We start from the raw sequence: 18,252 nt of genomic DNA, 5'->3' as shown, positions 1-18,252 counted from the left end.
ACAAAGCTCAAGTCACTTTTTGTTGTAGTTTTTTTGTCTAGGAATTTCGTATGGAGCTGTCCGGCTTCCTCAGTACTGTAGACTCGGAATCCCCCTCTGGCGTTGATCTGCGCAACGAGGCAGCCTTTCATGCGATTGAACGACAGCTGGAACCCGCAGCACGTGAAGCTCGAAAATCGGAACGTGAAGACGATCCACCCACAGCCGCAAATGTGGGATGGCAAGACCTCTTTGACGAAGCCGCAACGTTAGCCAAGACAGGTCGCGATCTGCGCCTTTTGGTGATTGTCGTTCGCGCGCTCAGCAATACAAACGGACTTGGCGGGCTTGTTCAGGGATTGCAACTGATCACGCAAACGCTGGAGCAATACTGGGACAGCGTTCACCCGATGTTGCGCGACAGGGACTCGCCTAGGGATGCTGCCTTGCGCCGCACAAATGCGCTCAAGCAACTCGAAAACGATGACAACGGGCTCCTCGGCGATTTGGAAATGAACGCCCTGCTGCAACCACGCGGTATCGGAATTGTCACCGGCCAGAACATGGCCGACGCCGCACGCACAGATTTCGAGTGCATCAACGAAGCGCCTCAAGGATTGTCTGAAGATGACAAAGCCAAAATACTGGCACGTCACGAAAGAAACCAAGCGCGCGTCATTGCAGCGTGCCGCGCCATCGCAACAGAAGAGTCAGAGGTTGCAGACGCCTTGAAGACCGATGTCGCCTCGGCCCTGGCTGAGCTTGCCAGGCTTTGTGAGGTCTATACCACATCGGGCAAGTTCGAGGATGGTACGGGCCTCATTTTTCCGGAACTTGAGCTGTTCCTGACCCGCACCAAACAGGTGATGGAGGCGAACATGCAATCAACTGCAAACGAACATCCCACCACACAGGCAGCCGGGTCGGCAACATCAAACGGCGCGGCGCCGACCACCCCGGCACAACAGACAATCAGCTCAGGTGTCAACAGCCGCGAGGACGTGATCGCAAGCCTCACGCAGATTATCGAGTTTTATAACCGCACCGAACCAAGCAGCCCAATCCCGCACCTGGCGGAACGGATGCGGCGCATGGTTCCAATGAACTTTATCGAGTTGATGGAAGAGATCGCACCCAGCGGGATCAAGGAATTCAGGAACGTCGCTGGTGTTGGCAATGGCAAACCAAAGTAATTTAAATGAAGGACGTAGCAAATCATGGCAGACAGCAAACAGAAGGTCATAGAGCGTAATCGCGCGCCAAGAGTGCAGATTGCGTATGACGTAGAGCACTACGGCAGCCCAACTACGATTGAGTTGCCTTTCGTGATGGGGGTTGTTGCGGACCTCGCCGGGGCTTCTGAAACCAAGGAAGCCGTGAAACCCATCGGCGAACGAAAATTTGTCGAAACTGACGCAGGCCGCTTCCCGAAATTCATGGAAGCGCTCGCGCCGCGTGTAAAGGCCCGGGTCAAGAACACGCTGCCCGGCAAGGACGGCGAAGAAGCAGACGAAGAGATGTTTGTCGATCTGACCTTTGAGTCCATGTCAGATTTCACGCCGGACAAAGTGGCGCAACAGGTGCCGCAGCTGAATGAGCTGCTGAAGATGCGGCAGCAACTGGAAGAGTTGCTTAGCTACATGGACGGGCGAGTAGACGCCGAAAAGAGAATTGCTCAGCTTTTGGCAAACGAGCCGCTTTTGGCGGAGGCAGCAGAAGCTGCGATGAGCGACAAGGACGGAGAGGAGGGTTAAGCTATGGCCGACACAGAAGCACAAGGCACATCGAAAGAAGAAGAAACGCTGGATCTCGGCGAATTCTCCGCTCTGCTGGAAAAGGATTTCCGGATCAAGGAAAGCGAAAGCGACAAGCTGAAAAATCTCGTGGGGAACCTTGCCCTTGCAGCCAAGGAGCGCAGCGGCGCTGCCACAATTTCAGGCAATGCGGTCAAGTCGATCAAATCCTTGATTGGTGGCATCGACAGCCTTTTGACGGATCAGATGAACGAGATCATGCATGCCCCAGAGGTACGCGAGATCGAGGGCACTTGGCGTGGTCTCCACTATCTGGTGAACAACACCGAGACGGATCAAAAGCTCAAGATCAGAGTGATGAACATCACGAAAGAGGATCTTGCAGATCACCTAGAAGATTTCGAGGGCCAGATGTGGGATCAGGCCGATATGTTTAAAAAGGTCTACACCGATGAATACTCCATGTTCGGCGGTGAACCTTTCGGCTGCATCGTCGGCGCGTACGAATTCTCGCAGCATCCGAAAGATGTGGGTATGTTGCGCAACTTGTCTGGCATTTGTGCTGCAGCACATGCACCGTTTATTGCGGCGGCTGCCCCACAACTGTTCCGCATGGACAGCTGGCAAGAGCTGCCAAATCCGCAGGATCTGGAGCAGATCGTGTCATCCCCTGATTATGCAAGCTGGCAATCCCTGCGTGAAAGCGAAGACGCCCGGTACATTGGGCTGACAATGCCGCGCGTTTTGGGGCGTTTGCCCTACGGTGCCGAGACTGTTCCGGTGAAGGGCTTCGACTTTGAAGAAAAGATTGAAGGCAATCACGAGAACTATGTCTGGATGAACGCCGCGTTCGCGATGGGTGTCAACATCAACCGGTCGCACAAGCTTTACGGTTGGGGCACCCAGATTCGTGGTGTTGAGTCAGGCGGAACGGTGATGAACCTGCCCGTGCACACATTCCCGACCGACGATGGCTCCGTTGCAATGAAGTGTCCGACCGAGATCGCGATTGATGATCGCCGAGAAGCGGAATTGGCAAAGCTGGGTATGATGCCCATTCTTCACCGCAAAAACACCGATACCGCCGCCTTCATCGGAGCGCACAGCTTGCAGGACGACGAGGCTCGCGCTGGGCGTCTGGTCGATCCGGATGCGCAAGCCAATGAGAGGTTGTCAGCAAACCTGCCCTACCTCTTCCCGGTCAGCCGGTTTGCGCACTACCTCAAGGCAATCGCACGCGACAAAGTGGGGACGTTCAAAGAACGTGCCGACATGCAGGTTTGGCTCTCGGAGTGGATCAACCGCTACGTGCTGGCCAACACGGCAATGGCGGACGACACCGCAAAGGCAAAGCGTCCGTTGGCCGCAGCAGAGGTTGAAGTTGATAGTGTTGAAGGACGCCCCGGCTACTACAACGCGCGTTTCTTCCTCCGCCCCCATTACCAGCTTGAAGGCATCAATGCGTCGCTCCGGCTGGTTTCGGAACTTCCATCGGTGAAGGGCGCTTAAGCGCCCTCGCCTTCACCTTTTGGCATAAGGAAATTTAAAAATGGCAATTACTGGTTACCTCCTCATCGACGAAATCCAGGGTGAATCGCAACGGGCTGATCACGAAGATGAAATTGATATTGTTGGGGTCGAGTGGAAGATCGCGCAAGCTGCATCAGCCCAGATCGGGAAAGGGCGCTCTCGCAGCCGTGCTCAGGTAGGTGCGGTTAAACTGACCAAGACCAAGGACGCAGCTTCGGCCTATCTTGCTCTGGCTTGCATGCAGGGCAAATCCTTCCCGTCCGTGACGCTTGCCGTCCGTAAAGACAGTGGCGACGCGCATCTGGATTACCTGATCATAACCATGGAAAATGCTACAATTTCATCGTTCCGCATGGCCGGAGGCGCGAATCTCGGCAAGGACTCTTACGTCGAAGATGCCGACGCCGACAGTTTCTCGGACGGAGCAACCGACACGATTCTCGAAGAGATCGGCATTGTGTTTGAGAACGTGACCTACAAGTACACAGTGCAAGCTGACGATCACTCCGCCGGTGACGAACACGAAATCACATTCGACATTGCTGCGGGCGTCTAATTTATGACGCCCAGACGGGGATCAATTGGCGAACCACAGGCCCAAAGCGAGGCGCTTCAGCCATCGCTTTGGGATCGGTTGGTCAACGATCTTCCGGGGTTGGATGCGGAGATTAGTTCACTCCGTCGTGGCCTCGCTAAGGACCTTGGCGGTGCGGACAAACTTGATGAGCTTCTGGAACATGGCGTGTCTGCATCTGCCGACGATAAGGTTTTGGACGATTACACCAGGAAACGCCTGTTCCAACTGACGCAGAAACAAGACCGGCGCCGCGCCATCCAGGCCAGCGGTATCATGGTGACACGAGAGGTCCTGCGAGAAGCCGTGCGGCGCGACATCGAAATGCTGTTCAATGTGGAACGGATGGAAGCGGAACCGATGATGACCGATCGGGAAGCCAACAGATATCAAACCGCAAAGGACCTGCTGGCGGAATATCCGCAGGTCCAGACCTCTGTTCTGAACTATGGTGTGCCATCCTTTGCCGGCCGTACAAGTACAGATTTCGACAAATCCACACTGCGAAGAGAATTGAAGCAAACACTGATCCATTTTGAACCGCGGCTGAAACCGGACAGTATTCGAATTAACATCCGCCAAAGCGAAAAGATCGGCATGCGCATTGATGTGGATGCGACATTGATGCTGTCACCCACGCCCGAGCGGCTCAGGCTATCAACTACTATAGATCTTGATAGCGGATCTGCTGCCACCGTGCTGGAGGATCGGTAATGGATGCCACGTTTCTTAGCTACTATGAAGATGAGCTTACGCACATCCGGGACCTCGCAAAGGAGTTTGCTCAACTTCACCCTGCAGTGGCGCGCAACCTGTCGCTTGATAGCGTCCCTTGCCCGGATCCGTATGTTGAGCGGTTGCTGGAAGGCGTCGCATATCTGTCGGCGCGGACACGCCTGAAAGTCGATGCGGAAAGCAGCCGCTATGTGCAGGCGCTTCTGGACGCGCTCTACCCCGATCTGGTGGCACCTGCGCCGGCGATGTCGCTCGTAAAGTTCGCGCCCGGGGATCAAGTCGAGGAAATGGTCACCGGGTACACAGTGCCGCGCGGAACCAGCATGGTTTCCGGGCTGCGCGACGGTCTTGCCACCCGCGCCCGCTACACGACCGCGCAGGATGTAACTCTCTGGCCAATCAAGATCGAAGCAGCTGAATACCTGCAGGATATCGGAGCACTGCAAGCGGTTGGGTTGGGAGACGACTTGGACGGTGCTCGTCATGCAGCAGGGATCAAACTTCAGCTCTGCTCTGCGTCTACTATACCGTTGTCCCAGATCGAGATTGATCAATTGGACCTGTATCTTGGCCATCAAGCGCGCGGGGGGCTGCTGTTTGATGCGATTCACGGCCATAGCACCACTTTGATGGCGCGTGGCAAAAGCGGCGGGTTCTCTCAGGCTGGCCAAGTCGAGATGATCGGAACGGCCCTCTCGGAGACTCTATTGCCGTCTGTGTCGGAGTCGTTTCAGGGTTACAGCCTGTTGCGGGAATACTTCCTGATGCCAGAGCGTTTCCACTACGTCCGGCTGACCGGCTTGCAAAGTTTCGTAAAAAAATCAGACAGCTCGGTCGAGATCATCATCCTTCTGGACAAACAACAACCTGACTTGGCGGACCTTTCAGTCAAAGACTTTCAGCTATTTGTAACACCCATCGTCAATCTTTTTGAGCGGGAATGTAACATCGTCGAATTGGACCGCGCCCGAACCGCGCATTTGGTCCACGCAGATCGCACCCGCACGATGGACTTTGAGATTTTCCGGCTCTTGAGCGTTGAAGATGTGGAAACAGATGGGCCTCAATCCGCGATCCCATCTTCATTTGCCGCCACATCAGATAAAGGTTCGCGCCTGTCTTATGCCACGAAACGACGCCCTCGGCGTCCGGTGGAAGACGAAATTCGGCGTGGTCAGATGCGAACTTCTTATCCAGGTGATGATTTCTATATCGCGCTCAGTCACGACGGTTCCGCCACAGGGCGCAACGTTGGTCGTTTGGACATACGCGCCCTTTGCACCAACCGTGACTTACCGATTTTGGATGACACCCCAGTTTTGACACTCGAGACTGGTGCGCCTGTGAACGACATCACTTTGTTGCAGGCAATCAAACGCCCCAGAGCCAGTTTGCAAGCGACCCTTCCTTCCGCCAGCGCGCGCGAAACTCGTCGTGACGAAATCGCATGGCGTTGGATTAGCCAGATGGCGCTGAATCAAGTGTCGCTCACGGAGACTTACACAGATGCAGAACCCATTCGGGCGCTACTGTCACTCTATGCGGATCGCGGTGATCCGGTTTTGAAGCGCCACGCACAAGCGCTGCGCTCCATTTCCGCCAAACCGATAATGGAGCGTCTCCCAATCGCCGGTCCTATGTGTTTCGGGCAAGGGACCGAAATTGGTCTCAGCATTGATGAGACAGTGCTGGCCGGACACTCGCGTTTGTTGATGTCCGCCATTCTGGCGCAGCTTTTCCGTCGCCATGCTGCCATCAACGCCGTTGTTCGAACAAAAACCACTCTTATTGGATCGCAAGAGGACGTCTCATGGCCGCTCAGCCTCGGCAATCGCGCGATGATATGAGCGATACTCTCGCTCAAATTGCAAGTGACGCAGGGCGCAGTGAATTCTTCGCCCTGCTCCGGCGAATTGAAGAAGTCGACGGTCGCCGGTTCGGCGCAGTTGGTGGACCGGAGAACGAGCCTGCGCGACTGGGACAGCACATCAGGCTGTCATTTGCCACACGCGATGTAGAAAGTGTTGCCGTCGACGGCGACCAAACGCAGGTCAGTACCAACGTTCTTGGCCTGCTTGGACCTGAAGGTCCTATGCCCCTTTTTATGACCCGTTGGGTGATGGCTCGCCTGTCGAACCGTTGGTTCGCTGGCGACAGTGATGGGGTCACATCTGACACGGCGTTTCGAGATTTTTTGGATGTTTTGCAGCATCGACTGATTGCCCTCTACTGGCGCGCGTGGGCCGATGCACAATCCGAAGTTCAAGCAGGCCGTGGTGATGGGCGTACGCCCGCAATCATTGCCTGCCTCGCAGGGCTGGGGCTGCCTGGCACGCGCGATCCAGATCATGACAAGGCCAAACTGGCCCATGCCACAAAACTCGCTGTGCGTACGCAATCGCCAGAGCGTTTGGTCGGCTATCTTGAGGACGTGGTCGGCGCGCCGGTTTCTCTGAATGAATTTTTGGGCCATTGGGACGAAATTCCGCGCCACCAACAAAGCCGTCTCGGGATGGCATATTCCACACTCGGCGGTGCAGTTGTGGTCGGCGAACGCTGTTTCTCGCGTCAACATCGGGCTGAACTGCGGTTTGGGCCGCTTTCGCTTCATCAGTTCACGACGCTTCTGGATGACCCAAAGAAGCGCGCCGCTATCCGTCATGCTATTCTATTTGCAAATGGACATGACATCACCTTTGACATTCGGCTTGTGTTGGATCGCGCCGAAGTTCCAGCTGCGCGTCTTGGGGGGTGCCAATTGGGCCGAACCGCTTGGATCTTACCCAAGAGGGACCGTGACGCTGACGATGTGACCTTCCGTTTGGAGGATGCCGCTTGACCGTAAATCTGATCATAGAAAGCGCGGCAACGCCGCAGGCCCGTATGAGTTTCACTTACGAGTTTGGGCAAGTTGTGATTGGGCGGGGAGCGGACGCCGACTGGCAACTTGACGACCCTGAACGCTACTTGTCTCGCAGTCACTGCATTCTGGCGATGGTTGATGGAAAATTGACAGCGACCGATGCCAGTCGGGGAGGAACATTTGTCGACGGTTCCGAAACCGCATTGGGAACCGGCAATTCGGTCGTGCTGGAAGACGGTATGCGCCTGCGCATGGGGGACTTCGTCTTCCGTGTAGACATGGCTGCAGAAACGGTGCCAGTTGAAAACCCTGAAACACCGCAACGCAAGACTTCGCCATTCGATTTTAGTCAAGATGATACGCTTGTTCGGTCGGAACCCGCTCCGCGCCCCGAGAGCTTACCGGATCCGTTTGACCCCTATGATCGCGCGTCAGGCCATTCCGACACTGAACAGATTGAAGCATCATCACCCAAGCCCTTTGGCATTGACGATCCCTTTGACCTGAATCTGGCGGATCGGACGCCACAGAAAGCGGTTCCATCCTCCGGCGGCTATTTCGATGCACCGATTTCCCGTGACGAAGCAGTTGCACCTGTGGAAACACCAGATAAGGAACGGGAAGACCCAGTGGTTGTGGAATTTTCCTCTGGCATTCGACCCGCAGAAACGAACGAAGTGACACCGCAAGAAACAGTCACGGATAGTGAGGTACTGGCAGCGCTGCTTGAAGGCATGGGCCTGGGAACGGATGCAATTGGCTCTGACCCCGTGGCCCAAGCTACTGAAATAGGGCGTCAGTATCGCCTACTGATCGACGGCGTGATGCAGCTTCTGCGGGCTCGGGCAAGCGCCAAACAACAAGTCCGTGTGGCACAGACGTTGATCTCAAGCGCAGACGTGAATCCGCTGAAGTTTTTGGCGACGGCCGATGATGCCCTGGACGCCATGATCTCCGGCGATCGGCCAGGTTACCAGTCTGCCGACGACGCGATCGTGGGCGCCTATCGCGATCTGGCCGATCACCAGTTGCGAACATGGCATGCCCTGCAATCGGCACTTCGACGCATGATTGATCAGTTCGATCCGGAACAGATTGAAAAGGAGATCGCCGAAACCGGCGTGCTTGAAGCGTTGCTTGCAGGAGGCAAATCCGCTCAGCTTTGGCAGACCTACACAGAAAAATACAAGGAGATCGCCCGCGCCGCCGAAGAACGTTTTCTCGGCGAGGTCGGTGACAATTTTCGCGACGCCTATGAAGGCAATGGGAAGGAGACTTCAAGATGACACTCACACGCCGCAATGCTATTCTCTCAGCGGGAGGCTTCGCCTTTCTGTCGGCTTGTCTGGCCAATGACCCCGTACCCGGTTCCATTATGGCAACTGCCAACATGTCCGACGGTGCAAACCCGGGGCCTGACGGCAGTGGGCGACCATTAACGGTGACTCTGGTTCAACTCCGGTCCGCCAATCAGTTCTCCAGTGTGGATTTCGCGACATTGCAAGATCCTGAGAGCGCTCTCGCCGCGGACCTTGTACGCGCGGACAAGTTGGTGCTGGCCCCCGGCGGTACGGCACAAGGCACGTTCCCGGTCGAGGTGCAGCAAGGCGCTTCAACCCTTGGGATTGTTGCAGGGTTCCGTCAGCCGGGCGGCAAAGTATTCCGTTTGACGCAAGGCTTGCCTGCGACCGGGGATGTACTGCTCAACATCTCGGTCACGGCCTCTGGCCTCTCGGTTTCTTAATAAGGACGATAAGTCATATGAACGACGCCAACCGCGTGATCTGGACAGAAGGGCTGTTCTTGCGCCCCCAGCACTTGCAGCAACAGGACCGCCATACCGACGCTTTGGTACGGGGTGCGCTGCAGGCGCCAGAGCATCAGAGCTACGGCTTCACTCTCCTCGAGCTGGACAGCGCCGCGATACAAGCGGGACAGATCGGACTGGGTGAGGCACAAGGCATTTTCCCGGATGGCACACCTTTCCTGCTTCCCGACATGAGTATCGGAACCAAGGCCCGGCCAGTATCCGCAAGCACGAAGGCGGGCGTCGTCAAGCTCGGCATTCCGGCACTGCAGCCCGGCATCGCAACAATGGACCCCGAGAGCGGCGGCGCACAGGGGGCGCGATACTTGGGACAAATCACCACTGTCCGAGACACGATCAAGGGCGGCGCGGACCCGGTAGAGATCGAGGTCGCTCGTCTTGCGCCCAAGCTCTTTCTCCCTGACGATTCAACGGACGGTTACACAGTTCTCCCGATCGCGCGCATCGATGGTTTGCTTGCTGACGGATCGGTTGCACTCGACCCAGACTATCTGCCCCCTGCCCTCGCTACCGCAGCGGCCCCATGGTACGCCGCCTTTTTACAGGAGGTGCTGACCGGTCTCGACCGGATCGCGCAAGCCCATGGTGGTGTTGTGATGGGCGGTGCAGGCGCATCTGTCGAAAACCTGCTGATCCTCGAGCTCGCCAACGCGGCCCGCCCGCGCATTGCGCACATGATGGGTCAAAACCTCTTTCATCCGTCTTCTCTGTTCCTCGAACTTGCTGGATTGGCGGGGCGGATGGCGACGTTCGGATCATCAGCACGCACCATGACAGAACTGCCAGCTTATCAGCATGAAGATCCTCAGAGCAGTTTCATGGCCATTGCCGACACCCTGCGGTCGCTCATTCTGTCGTTACGACACGTTGAACAGAAATCCATCGCTCTTAAGGTGGCCGGCCACTCCAAAAACGTCTGGACGGTCCGTTTGGATGACAGCGGGATCATAAATGATCACCGGATTGTACTGCGTGTTGGTGGCGATATGTCGGAAGCGCATCTGCGCAAGATATTTGCAGAGCAGGCCACAGTGGGTGCTGCGGATGAGTTCGACACGCTTTGGAAATCCAAGCTGACGGGCATACCACTGAAACCACTGCATTCGCAGCCTCGCGAAATTCCATATGATGGTGAACGTCTCTGCCTCGAACTTGACCGCGCTTCTGACCACTGGGCCAAGCTTGCCGATGCGCCGGGATTTGTTCTCGGGGTTGCCGGTAAGCTCGAGAAGGAGCCACTGATTGATTGCTACGCGGTGAAACGATGACGGATGAGGATCCCTTCGGTCTGGAAACGGACGCCGGGCGCACACGCATCCGTCCTGCGCGCGCGAAACCGTCACCGCCTTCGCCCATACCGCAAGTCGGAGCCATTGATACGTCCGCGCGCATGCGCCAGAACCGGGCGGGCGACAATCCACTTCTGTCAAACTTCGGGCTCCTGCTTGGGCTTGCACCGGAACTTGAAAGGGCGCAGCAGGTGGAAAACCCCGAAACCTTGCGCGCCCGGCTTCTGGACAATCTGACATACGCGCGCGACGGCGCTGTATCGGCGGGTGTCCCGCTTGCCCGCGCCGACCAAGCGGCCTGGTTTGTCGGTGCTCTGCTAGACGATATCGCGCTCAACACACCTTGGGGCGGACAGTCGCATTGGCCCGCTCAGCCACTTGTCGCGTCGCTTTATGGCGACGTGGACGCAGGCGAGCAATTCTTCGTGCGCGCCGAAGACCTGCTGAGATACCCTGAACGTGACCCGAACTTGCTGGAACTGGTGTTTCATTGTTTGTCCTTCGGCTTTCGCGGCAAACATCGCAGCACAGGGGCCGCAGGTGACGGCGCTTTGTCCCAACTTCGAGCGCAAATGGCGCGCCAACTTCGTGACCTCGACGCAGAGGCCGCTCCCTTGTCCCCCAATTGGAAAGGTGTCGTGGCCGCGCAAGAGAAGGAAAAATTCGTCATCCCTGTTTGGGCCATGATGGTGATCGCCTCAGTTGCAATGCTGCTCAGCTATGTCTTTCTGTCGATGCGGCTGTCGGATCAGTCCGAAGTTCTCTACACCGCTGCAAGTGCCCTGCCCCCGTTGCAACCAGCCGAGATTTATCGACCGGTACGGGATACCGCGCCGACCCCCGAAATTCAGCTTGAGGTGGTCAGTCTCGATATGTTGCCGCTCTTTGCAGCCGCCGCTCCCCAAGATGATCTCTCAGCCCTAAAAGGTCGCGAAGATGTATCGCTTACGGTTCTTGCCGTTCAGGCAACAAACCCCGAGGTCTTTCGCTCCGCCAAGGCAGACCTGAACACAGAATATCTGGATCTTGTGCATTCCATTGCAAAGGTGATCATTGAAAATCAGGAATTCATCGGGTCGGTGACAATCCTCGGTCATACCGACAACATCCCTGTCCAACGTTCCAATCCATTCGGATCAAATCAGCGATTGTCCGAGGCGCGGGCGCAGACCATTGCCGATATCTTGGTGTCCCGTGGCGTCTCGATCGATTTGATCGAAGTGCGTGGACGCGCGGCCACAGAACCAATTGCCGACAATGCGACGTCAGAAGGACGGGCGCAAAACCGCCGGATCGAGATCCTCCTTGGAAAGAAGGTCTGAGAAATGAAGATCCTGAAAAAACTCTTTGGCTTCCTCTTTTCCCGCTTCTTGTGGACACTTTTTGGTATCGCGCTGCTTTGCGGTTTGATTTGGTCGCTGGGTGGGATCGTCAAGATCGGCTCGGTCGCACCGTTGGAATCTGCCGTAGCGCGGATCGTGACCATTGGTCTGATCCTGACTGTCTGGCTCGTATCCATGCTGCTACGGCAAATGCGGGCGGCGCGGGCCAATCGCGTTTTCGTCACCGACCTCGCCGCACCACCTGAGCCCGAGGAAGGGGCGCCCGGGGATGCCAACATTGCCGAGATCGAGGGCAAATTCAAAGGCGTATTGGATCAAATGAAACGGTCCAAACTGGGTGGGCGCAAATTCCTACGTGACATGCCCTGGTATGTGATCATCGGCCCGCCCGGCACAGGCAAAACAACTGCCTTGCGACAATCCGGTTTGCATTTTCCGATTGATCTGTCCGACGACCTAAAAGGGATCGGAGGCACGCGGAATTGCGACTGGTTCTTCACCGAAGATGTCGTTCTGATCGATACGGCCGGCCGATACGTTGAACAGCAAAGCGACTCGCAGGTCGATGCGGCGGAATGGTTTGGCTTTCTCAAGATGCTCAAGAAGCACCGCGGAAGGCGAGCTCTGAACGGGATTGTTCTCACCCTATCCGTCAATGATCTCTTGGAAGGCGACGACTCCATTCGGGAACACGGCCGTATCATCCGGGCGCGTCTTGCGGAGTTAAAAGATGAACTCGGCGTCGATCTTCCTGTATATCTTTTGCTGACCAAGACCGACTTGATCCCCGGATTTGAAGCCTTCTTTGGCGACCTGACAACGCGCGAACGCGAGCAGGTCTGGGGCAGCACTTTCAATGTCGAGGCCAGGCTTGATCCGGAAATTGTCGATCGGGAGATGAAAGCCCTTCTCACTCGACTGGAGAGCAAAAGCACGGCCCGCATTGCCGAAGACCTCCCGATTGATGAACGTGCACAGGTGTTCCGCTTTCCCACCCAGATGGACACGCTCACACGTCCATTAAAATTGCTTTTGGATGTAGCATTTGGCGAAAGCCGTTACGAAGAAGCTGCGCGCCTACGCGGATTTTACTTCACATCCGCCACGCAGGAAGGTTCTCCGCTCGACGCAATGGTCGCTGGTATGGCGCAGAACTTTGGGATGCCAGCGACACAAGCCGCGCCTCGTCGACATGGAGATAAACGGTCATTCTTCTTGCGGGACTTGATGACTGACCTGATCTTTCCAGAGGCCGGCCTGGGCACCTTCGATGCCAAATCCGTGGCTCGTCACCGTTGGCTGTGGCGTGGAACTCTTGGGGCAGCCTCATTCGCAACACTCATCGCGATCGGGCTTTTTGTGACCTCTTATGTGCAACAATCCCGCGCTATTGGTGCCTACGAGGACAACCTCAAGGCTTTGGGCCCGCGCCTTTCGAACATTGCGTCCCGACAGGCGCCCACCGATCCGCTTGATCTCAACCTCGCCCTTGATGCGGTCAGCGAAGTGGCACGCGCCAACACTGTGCGAACTGCCGGGCTCCTGTCTTCCATTGGCCCCAGCGCGCAAGAAGACCGTGAGCTTGCCCAAAACATCGCCTATGAACGGGCCCTTGATCATATCCTGACACCGCGGATGGTTGCCTTGCTCGAAGCAACGATATGGCGTCAAATCCGCGACCCCGAATACTTGCTGGGCGCGCTCAAGACCTACCAGATGATGACTGGGCTCGCGCCCTTTGATGCCGACTTCGTCACTACTTGGTGGCAAGAGGAATTGCCGCAATATGCGCCTCTGGATCCTTTCGCGGGTCCGGAAGCCGCCCAACACCAACTGGCCGCCATTGCCATCATGCAGACCCAAACGGAACGGCCTGACCCGGATCCGCAACTGGTCAACAAGGCGTTGGAGATTGTTTGCACCATTCCAATCAGCAAACGGGCATATGCGACCTTGATGAAAGACCCGGACGTTGCCGGGCTGCCCCAATGGATTCCGGCAGAGCATATGGGGCCAAACGGGCAGCAGGTCTTTACCCGCTTGTCAGAGAAAACACTGCGCGTCGGCATTCCCGGAGCTTTCACCTATGACGGTTTTCACACCGTTGTTGCCCCGCGTGTTGGTGCTGTGGCTGTTCAGGCGGCGCTGGATCGCAGTGTATTTGCAGGCGGTTGCCCTGAAAGCGCGGGCGCTTCGGAACGCAGTATCGAGGCGGATGTAACAAAGCTCTACTTCGACGATTACATCGAAGCATGGGACGGGCTTCTGCGTGACATTCGGGTTAGTCCGATTACGGATTTGGAACGCGCCCGGACCAATCTCAAAGACCTTGCGGGATCCGACAGTGCGCTCCAGCGGTTTTTGACGGCTGTGGTTCTCGAAACGGATCTCACTGATCCCCGCGACGATGGGCAAGTTATTGATGTCACGTCCGGTTCTGGTTTGTTGGCGCTCGCGCGCAAAAGAATCTCTGGTGTGGCGCGACTAACCGACGATGCACGGCTCGCCGCCTCAGGCATCGGTACCGATGCTGCCTTGGCTGAAGTGCTTGAAGGGCGTCCTGTTGCCGACCATTTCGCTCCTCTGAAGGCCACCGTAAAAGAAGTGGACGGCAATCCGCCCCTTGTGGGCGATACGATCGCCGCACTGCAGGCGCTTTCAAACGAAATTCAGGTCATTGCAGCCAGCCCGCAACCGGAACAAGCATTGGCCAGATCTGGTGGTCTGTCTGTTTTGACCGGTGCGGTTGCAAACGAAGCACGTATATTGCCCGATCCGGTCGACGACTGGATCGCCGGAATCGCGGCGGATGCCACTGCCGTCAGTCGCGATGGAATCGTTGCGCAACTGAATGCGAGCTGGCGGGCTGATGTGCTACCCTTTTGTCAAAAAGCCACGCGTGGGCGATATCCGTTTGACCGATCCAGCGGAATTGATGTGAACATCCTCGATTTTGCCCGACTGTTTGGCGCAGGTGGCTTGATCGATGGCTTCATCGAAAATGAGCTGAGTGACTTTGTGAACACAAGCAACCGCCCCTGGCGGTGGCAAGCGGACTTTGGACTCAGCGACGAGGCGCTCGCTCCCTTTGAAAATGCAAGGGCGATCCGCGATGCCCTTTTTCCTGGTGGGGCTGGCCCGGTGATCGGCTTTGTCCTCGTTCCTCAGGATTTGTCGGCCAATGCTGCTCGCGTCTCACTCAATGTTGATGGTCAACTGCTGACCTATGCACACGCGGCGGCGGCTGCCCAACCTCTCACATGGCCAGGGCCAAACGGCAGCAACATGGTTACACTTTCCTTTGCACCGCTCGATGGAGGCGTAGAAGTCGTACAGACACAGACCGGTGCGTGGGCGATTTTGCGTTTGATCAGTGAAAGCGGCCTTTCGCCCAGCAGCTTGCCAGAGGTATTCAACCTCAATCTTTCGCGCGGCGGCTATACAGCCAGCTTCCAGCTTCAGGCCAACTCCGTAGAAAACCCCTTTGACCTGAAGGTTTTCTCCGGCTTCAAATGCCCTGAGTCCTTTTGACCGGCTTTTACGGCAAACTGCCACTGCACGGAGACTTTGTATCACGTGGATTGAAGCCCGGCGTCAAACGGGCGTTGGATCAATTGCTTGCAAAACTCGCAACTGCAGATCTGCCTGAGGATGGATTGCGAGCAAGCCTTTGTTTCGAAAACCAGATGTGGCTTGCGCTCATTCTACCCAGCTTCGATGCCCCGGGGCGCTTCTTCCCACTCGCAGTCATGATCCCCTTCGTAGACAAAAGCTTCCAAAGGGCCGAGTTGCGCTGCAAGGACCTGAGTTCTATTGCTCAAAGTGCGACGTCCGGTGCTTGGGATGCGGATGAGTTGTTGGTCGAACTGCCAATTGTGGAATTCGGCGCTGCAATGCCAGAAGTTCCAGAGGCGGTCTGGACTTCGTCGACACCTCCGACCCCGTTGGCTCAGATCTTGTCAGACATCAATTCTGATTGATCTTGCTGCCTTTCAACGTGATTTCGCCGCCTGCCTTGATGTTGATTTTGCCGGACGCATCCAAGGTGATGTCTTTGCCCTCAATGGTGATGGTGCCATCCTTCTTGAGAATGACCTCAGATTGTCCGACCTTCAGAGTGATGCTGTCGTCTGCGGCTTCCAAAAGAAGGTTCTTGTTGGATCGAAAGGCAGCATCATCCTCAGCACTATGGAAACACTTGCCAGTGACCATGTAGGTGCCTTCACCTTCGACCCAGAAGCTTTGGTCGGCTTTAACCTTTATCTCTTGCGATTTGCCGATGCTGACGGACTGGCCACCATTGATTTGCCAGCTGTCATCTCCTGAAACACCGTGCTTCTGGTAGGCTCCCACCGTGACGGACCTGTAGCCAGCAACTGTGTTTGACTGCCACGCTCCGACCGCACGGCTTTCCATGCCACCCACTTTGATGTTTCGCAAACCGCCGACGGTGATCTTCTGATCAATCAGAACATATTGCGAGTGCCCTTGCATGATCTGTTCATCACTGTCGCCGTCTACCGTGATCGTTTCATTCCCACCGACATGCAGCGTGCGATTGTCTCCAACAGTCTCGTGATCATTCGCCCCAATCTGAACGTTGCGGTTGTTTCCAATGCCAGTGGACTTGTCATTGCCGACCACCTCCGCTCGATCATGCACAATCTCCTGTCGCGCATCATTGCCAACTTTCTGGAAGGAATCATTGCCGATCTCTTCGCGAAAATTGTGCCCGATATCCCGGCCTTCATCGTTCTTGATCAGTTCGTTATGGTCTTTCTGCGCTTGGAAGTAGACCTCTTCCGACCCCGCCTTGTCTTCAAACCGCAATTCGTTGAAACCGCCTCCGCCAAGCGAACTGTCAGATTTCCACCCCGACTGAGTGGCATTTCCCGGCAAGGCATAGGGCGGCATTTGCGACGCATTGTAGACCCGACCCGTGATGATCGGCTGATCCGGGTCACCTTCCAAGAAATCAACAATGACTTCCTGCCCGATCCGCGGGATCTGAATGAAGCCATAGCCGGATCCGGCCCAAACGGATGACACCCGTACGAAACAGGATGAATGCTCGTCTGATCCACCTAGGCGATCCCAGTGAAACTGGACTTTTACGCGGGCATATTCATCAGTGAAAATCTCTTCCCCCGACGGCCCAACAACCACAGCAGTCTGTGGGCCCCGCATGACCGGCTTCGTGGTTCGGCGTGGCGGGCTGTATTCTTCGGTTGTTGGCGTCAATTCAAATTTGACGACATAACCTTCTTCGACGTTCTGTTCCCCCGCCCCGTACTGACCGTCCCAAAGCGTGTAGTCGACAGACAGAACCGCATACTCAGTGACATCGCCCTCGCGCGGAAAATCTTCCAAATCAAAGATCATTCCAGAATTTACGCCAATCACGGTCGCCGTCGCCTTGGCCCGGGCCACTGGCGATTTCAACTCCTGCATACGCAAGAGCGATAGATGGTCGCCTCGTGAGAGCTCGTCGTAGTTGCCCGGATAGTGATAGCGTTCCAAATCACCCAAATCATGCACGCCAGGATTGGTGCTTTTTGACATCAAATCCGCGGACGGTTTTGTAAAATCGTAATCTGTCTGGGCAATCTCACCGGTCGTCACACGGGCGGTCCAGGAAAACTCGGTAATCCCTTGCGTGTCTTCAACCGCAGGCGACAAGTCGGGGTAGTAGCGAATGCTCTCATGCCCTGCCCCAGGTGCCAAAGCCGACAAGCCATCCACCAAAATCAGAGTCTGATCCGCATCACCGTATTCAAAAAAGAAAAAGATCCCCTCGTGCTCCATCCACCGCATCACGAAATCGAGGTCGCTTTCACCGTATTGCACGCAGTAAGGGATTGGATCGTAGGTCGCCTCCAAACGGTTCTCAAACTTGGCGACAGAGTAGGCTCCGAAGACTTCTTCGAGAATTTCAACAATGCTCAAATTCTGAAAAATCCGGTTGTCGGTCGATTGTGACAGAAACCAGAGCCACGGGCGCAGTGTGGCCGAGTAATATGCATCCACGCCTTCCAGCTTGGTCAGTGAAAACTCTGACACGTAGCCACCCAAATAGACCGGGTCATCATCATCCAGCCCAATTTCGATGTTCATCGGCTGGCCCAGCACGTCGTCGACCGACAAAGTCGGATCATCGCTAAGCATCTCGACCACGAAGCGATAGCAGTCACTGACAGCATCGCGCCCTGTCATCTGCGAAAACAAAAGTGTTTCCGGGTCCAACGGCCCACTAAGCCTAAACGCGCGTCCTTCGGCCATGAAATGCCTCTCGCAATCAGATCAACTCAAATTAGATTGGCGAAACCGCCCACTACAATACCAGTAACATACAGCAAA

At 56.0% G+C, this 18,252-nt stretch carries 14 protein-coding genes; 13 read left to right on the top strand and 1 reads right to left on the bottom strand.

Annotated elements, in window-relative coordinates:
• Positions 1-50 precede the first annotated feature (50 nt).
• The 13 genes from tssA to AC53L6_RS08765 are packed head-to-tail and all read left to right on the top strand — an operon-like array spanning position 51 to position 15,875.
• Positions 51-1,172: a type VI secretion system protein TssA gene (tssA, locus tag AC53L6_RS08825; RefSeq protein ID WP_496907587.1), complete on the top strand. Its 1,122-nt coding sequence runs from the start codon at positions 51-53 to the stop codon at positions 1,170-1,172.
• 24 nt (positions 1,173-1,196) lie between these two features.
• Positions 1,197-1,733, top strand: a complete 537-nt coding sequence (gene tssB, locus AC53L6_RS08820; RefSeq protein ID WP_496907586.1) for a type VI secretion system contractile sheath small subunit — start codon at positions 1,197-1,199, stop codon at positions 1,731-1,733.
• Between the two features lie 3 nt (positions 1,734-1,736).
• Positions 1,737-3,242, top strand: coding sequence for a type VI secretion system contractile sheath large subunit (gene tssC, locus AC53L6_RS08815; protein ID WP_496907585.1), 1,506 nt, complete (start codon positions 1,737-1,739; stop codon positions 3,240-3,242).
• Positions 3,243-3,282: 40 nt separating this feature from the next.
• Positions 3,283-3,819 carry an Hcp family type VI secretion system effector gene (locus AC53L6_RS08810; protein ID WP_496907584.1) on the top strand — a complete coding sequence of 179 codons (537 nt, stop codon included), beginning with the start codon at positions 3,283-3,285 and terminating at the stop codon, positions 3,817-3,819.
• Positions 3,820-3,822: 3 nt separating this feature from the next.
• Positions 3,823-4,551, top strand: a complete 729-nt coding sequence (gene tssE, locus AC53L6_RS08805; protein WP_496907583.1) for a type VI secretion system baseplate subunit TssE — start codon at positions 3,823-3,825, stop codon at positions 4,549-4,551.
• Positions 4,551-6,419 (top strand): type VI secretion system baseplate subunit TssF, encoded by a 1,869-nt coding sequence (gene tssF, locus AC53L6_RS08800; RefSeq protein ID WP_496907582.1) that lies wholly within the window; start codon positions 4,551-4,553, stop codon positions 6,417-6,419. Before tssE ends, tssF begins: the two co-directional genes overlap by 1 nt.
• On the top strand, positions 6,383-7,411 hold the full coding sequence (gene tssG, locus AC53L6_RS08795; protein WP_496907581.1) for a type VI secretion system baseplate subunit TssG: 1,029 nt from the start codon (positions 6,383-6,385) through the stop codon (positions 7,409-7,411). The genes tssF and tssG overlap by 37 nt, the downstream gene beginning before the upstream one ends.
• On the top strand, positions 7,408-8,721 hold the full coding sequence (gene tagH / locus AC53L6_RS08790) for a type VI secretion system-associated FHA domain protein TagH (protein WP_496907580.1): 1,314 nt from the start codon (positions 7,408-7,410) through the stop codon (positions 8,719-8,721). The genes tssG and tagH overlap by 4 nt, the downstream gene beginning before the upstream one ends.
• Positions 8,718-9,179 (top strand): type VI secretion system lipoprotein TssJ, encoded by a 462-nt coding sequence (gene tssJ / locus AC53L6_RS08785; RefSeq protein ID WP_496907579.1) that lies wholly within the window; start codon positions 8,718-8,720, stop codon positions 9,177-9,179. The genes tagH and tssJ overlap by 4 nt, the downstream gene beginning before the upstream one ends.
• A 17-nt stretch (positions 9,180-9,196) precedes the next feature.
• Positions 9,197-10,531, top strand: coding sequence for a type VI secretion system baseplate subunit TssK (gene tssK / locus AC53L6_RS08780; protein WP_299700137.1), 1,335 nt, complete (start codon positions 9,197-9,199; stop codon positions 10,529-10,531).
• On the top strand, positions 10,528-11,874 hold the full coding sequence (gene icmH / locus AC53L6_RS08775; protein WP_496907578.1) for a type IVB secretion system protein IcmH/DotU: 1,347 nt from the start codon (positions 10,528-10,530) through the stop codon (positions 11,872-11,874). Before tssK ends, icmH begins: the two co-directional genes overlap by 4 nt.
• Before the next feature lie 3 nt (positions 11,875-11,877).
• Entirely contained in the window at positions 11,878-15,426 is a 3,549-nt protein-coding gene (tssM, locus tag AC53L6_RS08770; RefSeq protein WP_496907577.1) for a type VI secretion system membrane subunit TssM, read from the top strand.
• Positions 15,423-15,875, top strand: coding sequence for a TagF domain-containing protein (locus tag AC53L6_RS08765; protein WP_496907576.1), 453 nt, complete (start codon positions 15,423-15,425; stop codon positions 15,873-15,875). Before tssM ends, AC53L6_RS08765 begins: the two co-directional genes overlap by 4 nt.
• On the opposite strand, the gene AC53L6_RS08760 is transcribed toward AC53L6_RS08765, so the two are convergent.
• Positions 15,862-18,174 (bottom strand): type VI secretion system Vgr family protein, encoded by a 2,313-nt coding sequence (locus AC53L6_RS08760; protein ID WP_496907575.1) that lies wholly within the window; start codon positions 18,172-18,174, stop codon positions 15,862-15,864. The genes AC53L6_RS08765 and AC53L6_RS08760 overlap by 14 nt on opposite strands.
• Between the last annotated feature and the right edge of the window lie 78 nt (positions 18,175-18,252).

The organism is Tateyamaria sp. LSS28 (genome assembly GCF_059611725.1).
The sequence above is the reverse complement of the archived record's forward strand: the minus strand, read 5'-3'. Positions and strand labels throughout refer to the sequence as shown.